Source organism: Mesorhizobium sp. M6A.T.Cr.TU.016.01.1.1, assembly GCF_003952585.1.
Lineage (GTDB): Bacteria > Pseudomonadota > Alphaproteobacteria > Rhizobiales > Rhizobiaceae > Mesorhizobium > Mesorhizobium mediterraneum.
This window is the reverse complement of sequence record NZ_CP034452.1, coordinates 2,969,659-2,980,000: the sequence shown is the minus strand read 5'-3', so window position 1 is coordinate 2,980,000 and position 10,342 is coordinate 2,969,659. Positions and strand designations below refer to the sequence as shown.

The 10,342-nt window shown below is 63.4% G+C and carries 8 protein-coding genes (1 of these 8 cut by a window edge); 1 reads left to right on the top strand and 7 read right to left on the bottom strand.

Annotation, left to right across the window (positions count from 1 at the left end; translation table 11 throughout):
- Positions 1-443 carry the 3' portion of a M23 family metallopeptidase gene (locus tag EJ075_RS14400; protein ID WP_164547105.1) on the top strand. It extends 1,522 nt beyond the left edge of the window, so the window shows 443 of its 1,965 coding nt (coding positions 1,523-1,965); the start codon falls outside the window, past its left edge; the stop codon is at positions 441-443.
- A 27-nt stretch (positions 444-470) separates the two neighbouring features.
- On the opposite strand, the gene EJ075_RS14395 is transcribed toward EJ075_RS14400, so the two are convergent.
- From EJ075_RS14395 to prfA, 7 genes are all read right to left on the bottom strand, one after another.
- Positions 471-2,036: an MFS transporter gene (locus tag EJ075_RS14395; RefSeq protein ID WP_126104790.1), complete on the bottom strand. Its 1,566-nt coding sequence runs from the start codon at positions 2,034-2,036 to the stop codon at positions 471-473.
- A gap of 135 nt (positions 2,037-2,171) precedes the next feature.
- Positions 2,172-3,638 carry a L,D-transpeptidase family protein gene (locus EJ075_RS14390; RefSeq protein WP_126107336.1) on the bottom strand — a complete coding sequence of 489 codons (1,467 nt, stop codon included), beginning with the start codon at positions 3,636-3,638 and terminating at the stop codon, positions 2,172-2,174.
- A 253-nt stretch (positions 3,639-3,891) separates the two neighbouring features.
- Positions 3,892-4,257, bottom strand: coding sequence for an MmcQ/YjbR family DNA-binding protein (locus EJ075_RS14385; RefSeq protein ID WP_126104789.1), 366 nt, complete (start codon positions 4,255-4,257; stop codon positions 3,892-3,894).
- Between the two features lie 36 nt (positions 4,258-4,293).
- Positions 4,294-6,900: an ATP-dependent chaperone ClpB gene (gene clpB, locus EJ075_RS14380; protein ID WP_095486027.1), complete on the bottom strand. Its 2,607-nt coding sequence runs from the start codon at positions 6,898-6,900 to the stop codon at positions 4,294-4,296.
- A 222-nt stretch (positions 6,901-7,122) separates the two neighbouring features.
- A complete protein-coding gene (locus tag EJ075_RS14375; RefSeq protein WP_126104788.1) occupies positions 7,123-8,085 on the bottom strand; it encodes a DUF4167 domain-containing protein in 963 nt (320 codons plus the stop codon).
- Positions 8,086-8,386: 301 nt separating this feature from the next.
- On the bottom strand, positions 8,387-9,265 hold the full coding sequence (prmC, locus tag EJ075_RS14370; protein WP_126104787.1) for a peptide chain release factor N(5)-glutamine methyltransferase: 879 nt from the start codon (positions 9,263-9,265) through the stop codon (positions 8,387-8,389).
- The gene (gene prfA, locus EJ075_RS14365) at positions 9,258-10,337 is read right to left on the bottom strand and encodes a peptide chain release factor 1 (RefSeq protein ID WP_126104786.1); all 1,080 of its coding nucleotides are present in this window, start codon (positions 10,335-10,337) and stop codon (positions 9,258-9,260) included. The genes prmC and prfA overlap by 8 nt, the downstream gene beginning before the upstream one ends.
- Between the last annotated feature and the right edge of the window lie 5 nt (positions 10,338-10,342).

Genomic DNA, 10,342 nt, shown 5'->3' with positions numbered 1-10,342 from the left:
ATGTGCGCATGCATACCGGCGTCGATTGGTCAGCCGCCATCGGCACGCCGATCATTGCCGCCGGCAACGGTGTCGTCGAGAAGGCCGGCTGGGCCGGCGGCTATGGCAAGCAGATCATCATCCGCCACGCCAATGGCTACGAGACCTCCTACAATCACCAGAGCGCTTTTGCCAAAGGCATCGCGCCGGGCGTGCGCGTCCGCCAAGGCCAGACCATCGGCTTTCTCGGCCAGACCGGCCTCGCCACCGGTCCGCATCTCCACTACGAGCTGATCGTCAACGGCACCAAGGTCGACCCGATGCGTGTTCGCCTGCCGGTCGGCAAGGTGCTGAAGGGCGACGACCTCGTCGCCTTCAAGCGTGAGCGCGGGCGCATTGATGACCTGCTCAAGCAGGAAGACAGTGATTCGCTGAAGGTCGCGAGCGCTAAAATCGAAGGCTGAGCCGACCTCTGAGCCTTTCTGGGCTTCTCAGCTCTGCGGATTCTCGGCTCGACGCGACCAGGGCAGTCGCTCGCCGGAAACAGTCGTCCACGCCACGATCGCCGAGAGCAGGCAAAGCAGCGCGGTCACCAAGGCGACGGCCGCGAACGCTGCGTCGCTGGCGGCAAGCCTTGCTGCATCGAGGTCCGGTGCCAAGCCCGCCGGCGCCGGTTCGCCGAAACCCGGAACGCCGGATGCGGGACCGATGTTCAGCGCTGCCGCATAGACCCAGGCCGCCAGTGATCCCATCGCCGCCACCGCGATCAGGCCGCCAATGCGCGAGACGGCATTGTTGATTCCCGACGCGGCACCCGTATCCTTGTCCTCGACCGCCGTCATGATCGCCGTCGACAGCGGCGACACGACCAGCGCCATGCCGAGCCCCATCAGCGCCATCAGCGGAAACACTCCCCACCAGAAACTGTGGATCCCGGCATAGGCCAGCAAGGCAAGCCCGGCAAAGGCGACAGCGACGACAAGACTGCCGCTGGCGATCGGAAAACGCGGACCGATCCGGTCGGACCACTGGCCGATCGGCCCCGACAACAGCGCGATCAAGACCGACAACGGCAGGAAGATGAAGCCGACCTCGGCCGCGCTCAGCCCCCATCCGGCGATGAGCAGCATCGGCAGGTAGAACAGATTGGCCGACAGCGCGAAATAGAGGAAGAAGGTCGCCACATTGGCGCCGGCGAAAGCGCCGACCCGAAACAGCGAGAGATCGATCATCGGCTCGCTCTGCCGGCGCTCGAAGACAATGAACACTATGAGCAGCACCGCGCCGGCGGCAATGCTCGGGCCGGACATTTGCCCCTCGCCCTCTGCGCTCATCGAGGTCAAGCCATAGGCAAGCGCCCCGAACGCCAATGTGGCGAGGGCAGCGCCGCCGAGATCGAGGCTGCGCTTTTCCGTCGGAGCGTCGGCCGGGACCTTGGCGAGCAGGAGATAGATCGAGACAAGTCCAAGCGGCAGATTGACCGCGAAGATCACCCGCCAGATGCCGTCGCCGAAGGCCGACAAGACAACGCCGCCCAGCACCGGGCCAAGCGCCGTCGTCAGCGCCGAGGCCGCCGCCCAGATGCCGATCGCCCTGCCGCGCTCCTTCTTCGGATAGGCCTTGGCGATAATGGCGAGGCTGCCCGGCACCATGATGGCAGCACCGATGCCCTGAACGGCGCGGAACGCAATGAGCACTGGCGGATTCGGCGCCACCGCGCAGGCAAGCGAGGCGGCAATGAACAGCGCGATGCCTGCCACGAAAGCATGCCGCAGGCCAAAACGGTCGCCGGCAGCGCCGCCGACAAGGATGAGCGCCGAAAGCGTCAGCGCATAGGAGTTGGAAATCCACTGCGCCTCGGCGAAACTGGCGCCGAGGTCGAAGCGGATCGCCGGCGTGGCGATAGCCAGGATCGAACCGTCGATGAAGCCGAGCGCGGAAGCCAGGATCGCCGCGATCAGCACGAACCTGCGCCGCGATTGCGGGCAAAACGTATCGGCCGGGAGCGGCCTGACCAGGGGGACGGCGTCGGCGCCGACTTCGCATGGAGAACGCATGAAGCCTGCTTAGACCTCCTACGCGCCCGCAACAACCGGCCAGAGGCTTGCTGTCGTTGAAACCAGAACAGGATCGAGACCTCTAAGTCGCCCGTCCGCGGTTCCTTGTCGTGCGAAGGATTTGGGATATGGCGCTCAGTCGATGAACTCCACCGTGACGCCCGGCGACACGATTTTTGCCAGTTCGCGTGCGTCCCAATTGGTCAGCCGCACGCAGCCATGGCTTTCGGTCTTGCCGATCTTGGAGGGGTCGGGTGTGCCGTGAATACCGTAGGTCGGCTTGTCCAGCGCGATCCAGACCGAGCCGACGGGGCCGTTCGGGCCCGGCGGGATGGTCAGTATCTTGTTGTTTTCGCCCTGCTTGAAATTGATGTTCGGGTTGTAGGTGTAGTTCGGGTCGAGAGCGACCCGCGACACCGCATGCGTGCCGGTGGGTGAAGGCGTGTCCGCCGAGCCGATGGTGGCTGGATAGGCCGCGATTAGCTTGCCCGACGCGTCATAGGCGCGGACCTGCTTCTTGCCCTTGTCAGCGATGATGCTTGCCACCGGCTTCGCCACCAGTCTGCCGAAATTGACGACCTTGATGATCGTGCCAGGACGGTTGAAATTGGCTTCCGGATTGAGCGCCTTCAGATAGTTCTCGTCCATGTGGAATCGCTCGGCGAGCGCTTCGGTGACGGATGTGTAGCTCAGCCGGTCGAGCTGCGCCTTCTGGCTGTAGTCTTCCGGCACCGAGGCGACATAGGGGCCGGCCGCATCTTCGGGCGTGATATTATAGGAGGCGAAGGCATCGCCGCCGGATTGCTCAAGGGCCGCCTGGATGCCGACCACATCGGTGGACCTCAGATTGCTGCCGGTGATCTCGTTATAGGCGGCGAGCGCCTTGTCGACATTGGAGCCGAAGCGTCCGTCGACGACGCCGGGCGAAGCGCCGGCGCGGTCGAGCAGCACTTGCAACGCAGCAACATCCTGGCGCGCACCGAGCGAGAGCGACGGGTCGACCGCCGTTTCGCCGCCGATCTTTGGCGGCAGCGCCGCCTGGTCGCCCGGCGCCGTCGGCTCGACTGGCTCGATCGAAGCCTCGTTGAGCGGCTGGCGCTTGACGGTGCGCGGCTTTGCCGGCTGCTGCGCTTCCGGATAATTATTGCCATAGCTGCCGTCATCCCGCGGGGCTTCGGGAAAAGCTTCCACCGGATTGTCGCTGTAGGGGTCGTATTCATCGACCGGCGGCACGACGATCAGGCCTTCCTCTTCCAATTGCCTGCGGCGCAGGCGCGCCGTGTCTTCCGGATCGTCGAGATAATAGCGGTCGTCCTCGACCGGTCCGAGATTGCGCAAGCGCTCTTGGCGCAGCGCCCGGCGATCGAACCTGGTCTGCGGTGGCTGGATGGCGAGGACCTTGCCGGTTTCCGCATCGACGATGACGCGGTTTCCCCTGGCGTCGTAATAGACGTCGAAATCACCGTTCTGGGCGACCAGCACACCACCGGCATCGGCCGCACGGGCAGATCGCGGCGCGATGTCTTCCGTCGGCGCGGCCATTGCGCTCGAAGAGAGCAGCCCGGCGGCGAGCGCCGAAAGGGTGAAGATCGTGCGGAACATGTTGGCCAAATTCTCCGGTCCGTAATTGCCGCCGCCCGGCGTTGTCTCTTTAGAGCGCCGCGCGTCCTTCCGGACGCGCAAAGGACGCTCTAACACTTTAATCTCCGCATCGCGCTTTTTTGAAAATCGAATTGGATTTTCGGGCCGACGCGATCGATCAACCCCTTCGCCAGCAAATCAGTTGGCGACCATAAGGTTCCAACATGAACCGGGCATGAAGATGGCGGATTTCTGGCGGCCTGGAGTAAGAACACTAGCTGGCGGCGAGCCCCAATTCCTTGCGCGCCTGTTTGGTCAGCTTCAGCACGACAAGGCGATGGCTTTCGCGCAGATAGTCCTTCAGCGCGTCATCGTCCACGCTTTGGCTTGTCTGACGCTGGATCCATTTCATGCCGCGTGACGCAAGATAGGGCGCGGGCCGAAGGCCCGGCTGTTCCTTCAAGATGTCATAGGCGATGTCGGAGCATTTGAAGGTGACGAACGGCTCCTTCCCCTCGCTCCAACCGCCGATCGCAAAGACCTTGGCTCCGACCTTCCAGACATGGGCGCCGCCCCACTGGACGACATGGCTCGTTGCAGGCAACGAGGCGCAGAAGCTGTTGTAGTCATCCAGCGTCATCTGCGCCCCCGCCATTTTATGCAAGCAGACTCGAAGTCAGGCCGCCGCCTCGGTCGCCACGACCGTCGGCTTCGACCGGAAATTCAACCGGTCGGAACCGGCGGTGACCTTGACGGTCGAGCCGTCGAGGATGTCGCCGAGCAGGATCTTTTCCGCCAGCGGGTCCTGCAACTCCTTCTGCATCACCCGCTTCAGCGGCCGCGCGCCATAGGCCGGGTCGTAGCCCTTGGCCGCCAGCCAATCGACCGCATCCTGGTCCAGCGAAAGCGTGATCTTGCGATCGACGAGTAGGTTTTCCAGCCGCTTGAGCTGGATCTCGACGATGCGGCCCATATCCTGCCGGCGCAGCCGGTGGAACAGGATCACCTCGTCGACGCGGTTGAGGAACTCCGGCCGGAACGACGCCCTGACGACGCTCATCACCTCGTCGCGCACGACATCGACGTCCTGGTTCTCGCCGAGATTGACCAGATATTCGGCGCCGAGGTTCGATGTCATGATGATCAGCGTGTTGCGGAAATCGACCGTGCGGCCCTGCCCGTCGGTCAGCCGGCCGTCATCGAGCACCTGCAGCAGCACGTTGAACACGTCGGGATGCGCCTTCTCGATCTCGTCGAACAGCACGACCTGGTAGGGCCGGCGCCGCACCGCTTCGGTCAGCGCGCCGCCTTCCTCGTAGCCGACATAGCCGGGAGGCGCGCCGATCAGCCGGGCGACCGAGTGCTTCTCCATGAATTCCGACATGTCGATACGCACCATCGCGCTCTCGTCGTCGAACAGGAAGCTGGCGAGCGCCTTGGTCAGCTCGGTCTTGCCGACGCCCGTCGGTCCGAGAAACATGAACGAGCCGATCGGCCGGTTCGGGTCCTGCAGGCCGGCGCGGGCACGGCGCACGGCTTTCGACACGGCCTGCACCGCTTCGCCCTGGCCGACGACTCGCTTGCCGATCTCATCTTCCATGCGCAACAGCTTGTCGCGCTCGCCCTGCAGCATCTTGTCGACCGGAATGCCGGTCCAGCGCGACACGATATGGGCGACATGATCGGGAGTGACCACTTCCTCGACCATGCCGACCTTGCCGTCTTGCGCCTCGGCCTGCGTCAGCTTCTTCTCGAGTTCCGGGATCTTGCCATAGGCCAGCTCGCCGGCGCGCTGGAATTCACCCTTGCGCTGGGCAATGGCGAGCTCGTTGCGTGCCTCGTCGAGCTGTTTCTTCAGGTCGGCGGCGAGCCCGAGCTTCTGCTTCTCGGCCTGCCACTTCGAGGTCAGTTCGGTCGATTCCTCCTCCAGAGCGGAAAGATCCTTTTCGAGGCGGGCGAGCCGGTCCTTCGACGCGTCGTCCTTCTCGACTTTCAGCGCCTCACGCTCGATCTTGAGCTGCATGATACGGCGGTCGATCTCGTCCAGCGCTTCGGGCTTCGAATCGACCTGCATCCGCAGCCGCGACGCGGCCTCGTCGACAAGGTCGATCGCCTTGTCCGGCAGAAATCGGTCGGCGATATAGCGGTTGGACAGCGACGCTGCCGCGACCAGCGCCGAATCCGAGATGCGCACCTTGTGGTGCTGCTCGTATTTTTCCTTCAGGCCGCGCAGGATGGAGACGGTGTCTTCAACAGTCGGCTCATTGACGAAGACCGGCTGGAAGCGGCGGGCAAGGGCTGCGTCCTTCTCGACATGCTTGCGGTACTCATCGAGCGTCGTCGCGCCGACGCAATGCAGTTCGCCGCGTGCCAGCGCCGGCTTCAACAGGTTCGACGCATCCATGGCGCCATCCGCCTTGCCGGCGCCGACCAGCGTGTGCATCTCATCGATAAACAGGATGATGCCGCCAGCGGCAGCGGTGACTTCCGAAAGCACCGCCTTCAGCCGCTCCTCGAATTCGCCGCGATATTTTGCACCGGCGATCAACGACCCCATGTCGAGCGCCATCAACTGCTTGTCCTTGAGCGATTCCGGCACGTCGCCATTGACGATGCGCAACGCCAGCCCTTCGGCGATCGCCGTCTTGCCGACGCCGGGTTCACCGATCAGCACCGGATTGTTCTTGGTGCGGCGCGACAGCACCTGGATGGTGCGGCGGATCTCGTCGTCGCGGCCGATGACGGGGTCAAGCTTGCCGGCGCGGCCGTCGGCGGTGAGGTCGCGCGCGTACTTCTTCAGCGCATCATATCCCTGCTCGGCGCTCGCCGAGTCGGCGGTGCGGCCCTTGCGGACCTCGTTGATCACCTGGTTCAGTGCCTGTGGGGTCACGCCGGCTTTGGTCAGGATATCGGCGGTCTTGGCGGATTTCTCGACCGCCAGCGCCGTCAGCAGCCGCTCAACCGTGACGAAACTGTCGCCGGCCTTCTTGGCCAGTTCCTCGGCGGTCGAGAACACTTTGGCCAGCGGCTGCGCCAGATAAAGCTGGCCGTTGCCGCCTTCCACCTTGGGCATTGCCTCAAGTGCTGTCTCGACGCCAAGCTTGGCGTCGCGAACGCTGCCGCCGGCGCGCTCGATCAACGACGCGGCCAAGCCCTCGTCGTCGTCGACGAGCACTTTCAATATATGTTCGGGGGTGAACTGCTGGTGGTTGCGCGAGAGCGCCATTGTTTGCGCAGACTGGATGAAGCCGCGTACGCGCTCGGAGTATTTTTCAAGATTCATATCTGTCTCCTTCCGTCACCGGCCCGCTTTGCGGCACCGGATCAGATTGCGGTGACGGACCCGCCCGTTCGAGCCGGGTCCTGTTCACGCGAGATATGGTGCGCAAGCCACGGCCCCTCAAGACGTCCGGTAATGGCGAACGCATAATATTCCACGGGCGCACAAACAAAAACGGCGGAGATTTCTCTCCGCCGCCCAAGAATGTCTGAAAGCCTTGCTCGATCAGTTGTTGACGTCGACGATGGCGGGCTCGCCACCGGCGTCTTCCGCCGGCGCTGCATTCCCATTATCGGCGCCAGCATTGTCGTTGCCGCCATCCACCTGGTTAGCATTGACGCGCGGACGGCGCGGACGCCTGGGGCGGCGGGCAGCGCCGCTTTCAGTGGCTGCTTCGTTCATCTCGGCCTGGGCAGCGAGAGCCGCCGGCGAAAAGTTTTCGAACTGCGGCGCGGGTTCGGCCACAGAAGCAGGCTCAACCGGAGACACAGCTTGCGCCTGCACGGGCGTTTCATTCTGTACCGGCGTCTCGTTGCGCCGGTTCTGGTCGCTGCGCTGTCCGCCCTGCTCGCCGCGCGCACCATATTCGCCGCGCTGGCCGTTCTGGCCGTAGCCGCCATTGGGGCGGCGGTCACGATGGCGGCCGCCACTGTTGTCGCGCCCACTGTTGTCGCGTCCACCGTTGTCGCGCCCACCGTTGTCGCGATTGTCACGGCCGTTTTCCTGGTTGAACGCCAACTCGGCTGGCGTGCCGTCGATGACCGGCTGCGGGCCGGCACCGTGGTTGACCACCGGAGCCGCCGTCTCACCGACGTTGCTGTTGCCGGCATTGTCGAACTCGTCGCGATCTTCGTCGCCGTCATCGTCAAAATCGTCGCGATTCTGCTGAGCGCTCTGGATTGGTATCTGCGCCTGTGCGGCAGCGATGATGCGATTGTAGTGCTCGGCGTGCTGGAGATAGTTTTCCGCCATCACCCGGTCGCCGGAGCTTTGCGCGTCACGGGCAAGGGTTGCGTATTTTTCGGCGATTTGCTGAGCCGATCCGCGGATCTTCACGTCCGGACCGTTGCTCTCGTAGTTGCGCGTCAGGGGATTTGGGCCCTTGCGGTTGTTGTTATTATTGTTGTTACCGCCGCCGCCGCTGTTGTTGCGACCGCGCATGCGCCTGTTCTGCTGTTGTGGCCTCATTCGACTCTCTTCATTTTGAAATTTTCGAAAACTCTTCACGAACGGAGGCGCTCATGCAGCCAGCCGTTTCGTCTCTTCACCGGCGTTCGCCCGCATCGATTGCGTTGGCGCCACGTGTCATCCTGTTCCGGTTACATCACTTATCGGACGATTCCCGCACGAAGCTTGGGCGTCGTTTGCGCAAGAAGGCAGCTATTTCCAAGGAAACCGAATCGCTAAGAGCACTGCCTGCTTCGTCTCATCCGGTTAAGGCGACCCTAGCCGCATTCCCCGGCATTGCCAAGCGTTTTTTCGCACTGCATCACGGCTTTGTCAGTTCAAAGATCAGAACCCTGTCGTTTCCGCCAAGATCGCGAAAAACCCCGGCCGAACCGTAGCCGGCTGCGGAGAATATGTCGATGACCTCTTGGCGTTGCGTGTGGCCGATCTCGACCACAATCCTGCCCTCGGCTTCCAAAAAACCTGCCGCCTCGGCGGCGATGATCCTGTAGGGACTAAGACCGTCCACGCCGCCATCGAGGGCTTGGCGTGGATCAAAATCGCGGACTTCGTCCTGCAGATTTTCGATGTCTATGGACGCTATATAGGGAGGGTTGGCGGCAATTACATGGTATCGGCCAAAAACTTTTTCGAACCAGTCGGATTTGAGCACCTGGAACCGGGTGGCCAACCCCAATTCCCTGGCATTGCGCATGGCAGTGACCAGCGCGTCTTGCGAAATGTCGGCCCCAGTGGCGACCGCCGCCTGAACGGCGCTGAGCAGCGCCAGTGCGATAGCGCCGGTGCCGGTGCCGAGATCGAGGATGCGGCATTCGCCTTGCCGTTCTGCTGTCGTCTTCACAAAGGGCAGCACCGCTTCGACCAGCGTTTCGGTATCTGGTCGCGGCTCCAGCGTTTCCGGTGAAAGCGACAGGCGCAAGCCGTAGAATTCGCGATGGCCGAGGATGCGATGCACCGGTTCCCCGCCGATGCGCCGTCTCAAGGCTGCATCGATCGCGGCAATCGCGCCGGCATCGACCCTGCATTCGGGATCGGCGATGGCTTGTGTGCGGGTGGTACCGGACAGATGTTCGACGATCAGCCTGGCATCCAGCGCCGGATCGGCGACTGCGGCCGCGGCAAGGCGTGCCCGCGCCGCTTTCAGCAGCAACCCGAGCGTACCGGGCAGATTGTCAGCCATCGAGGCCGATATCGGCGAGCAGCTTCGACTGGTGATCGGCCATCAGCGCGTCGATGATCTCGTCGAGTTCGCCCATCATTACCCGGTCGAGCTTGTAGAGCGTCAAATTGATGCGATGGTCGGTGACGCGGCCCTGCGGGAAATTATAGGTGCGAATGCGCTCCGAGCGATCGCCCGAGCCGACCTGCGATTTGCGCGATTCGGAGCGCTCCTCGTCAGCCTTGCCGCGCTCGAGGTCGTAAAGCCTGGCGCGCAGGATCTGCATGGCTTTCGCCCGGTTCTGGTGCTGCGACTTCTCCGCCTGCACCACCATGATGCCGGTTGGCAGATGGGTGATGCGCACCGCCGAATCGGTGGTATTGACGTGCTGGCCGCCCGAACCCGAGGCGCGCATCGTGTCGATGCGGATGTCTTCGGCCCTGATGTCGATGTCGACCTCTTCCGCTTCGGGCAGCACTGCAACCGTCGCCGCCGAGGTGTGGATGCGCCCGCCGGCCTCGGTCGCCGGCACGCGCTGCACGCGATGCACACCGGACTCGAATTTCAGATGGGCAAAGACCCCCTTGCCCGAAATGGTGGCGATGATTTCCTTGTAGCCGCCGACCTCGCCCTCGCTTGCCGATGCCGTCTCGAAACGCCAGCCGCGTGCCGCAGCGTAGCGTTCGTACATGCGAAACAGGTCGCCGGCAAAGAGAGCCGCCTCATCGCCGCCGGTGCCGGCGCGGATTTCGAGGATGGCGTTCTTGTCGTCGGCGGCATCCTTGGGCAGAAGCAGGATCTGGATGTCCTTCTGCAGCGCTTCGATGCGTTCCCTGACCTCGGGCAGATCGGCCTCGGCCAATGCGCGCATTTCGGCATCTGTGCTTTTGTCGGCGAGCATCGCCTCCAGATCGGCCTGTTCGTGCTCGGCGGTGCGCAGCGCCCTGATCTTTGCCACCATCTCCTGGATGTCGGCATATTCCGACGCCATCTTGACATAGGCGTCCGCCGCAGGCCCGGCCGACATCTGCGCTTCGAGCATGTCGAAACGCTTGACGACTTGATCCATACGGTCGCGGGGCAGGTTGATCATGTGAA

Bases quoted from the DNA above. Each gene is read 5' to 3' on its own strand.
- EJ075_RS14385 (WP_126104789.1), bottom strand. From the start codon at position 4,257: ATGACGCTGGATGACTACAACAGCTTCTGCGCCTCGTTGCCTGCAACG.
- EJ075_RS14390 (WP_126107336.1), bottom strand. From the start codon at position 3,638: ATGTTCCGCACGATCTTCACCCTTTCGGCGCTCGCCGCCGGGCTGCTC.
- EJ075_RS14375 (WP_126104788.1), bottom strand. From the start codon at position 8,085: ATGAGGCCACAACAGCAGAACAGGCGCATGCGCGGTCGCAACAACAGC.
- prmC (WP_126104787.1), bottom strand. From the start codon at position 9,265: ATGGCTGACAATCTGCCCGGTACGCTCGGGTTGCTGCTGAAAGCGGCG.
- clpB (WP_095486027.1), bottom strand. From the start codon at position 6,900: ATGAATCTTGAAAAATACTCCGAGCGCGTACGCGGCTTCATCCAGTCT.
- prfA (WP_126104786.1), bottom strand. From the start codon at position 10,337: ATGATCAACCTGCCCCGCGACCGTATGGATCAAGTCGTCAAGCGTTTC.
- EJ075_RS14395 (WP_126104790.1), bottom strand. From the start codon at position 2,036: ATGCGTTCTCCATGCGAAGTCGGCGCCGACGCCGTCCCCCTGGTCAGG.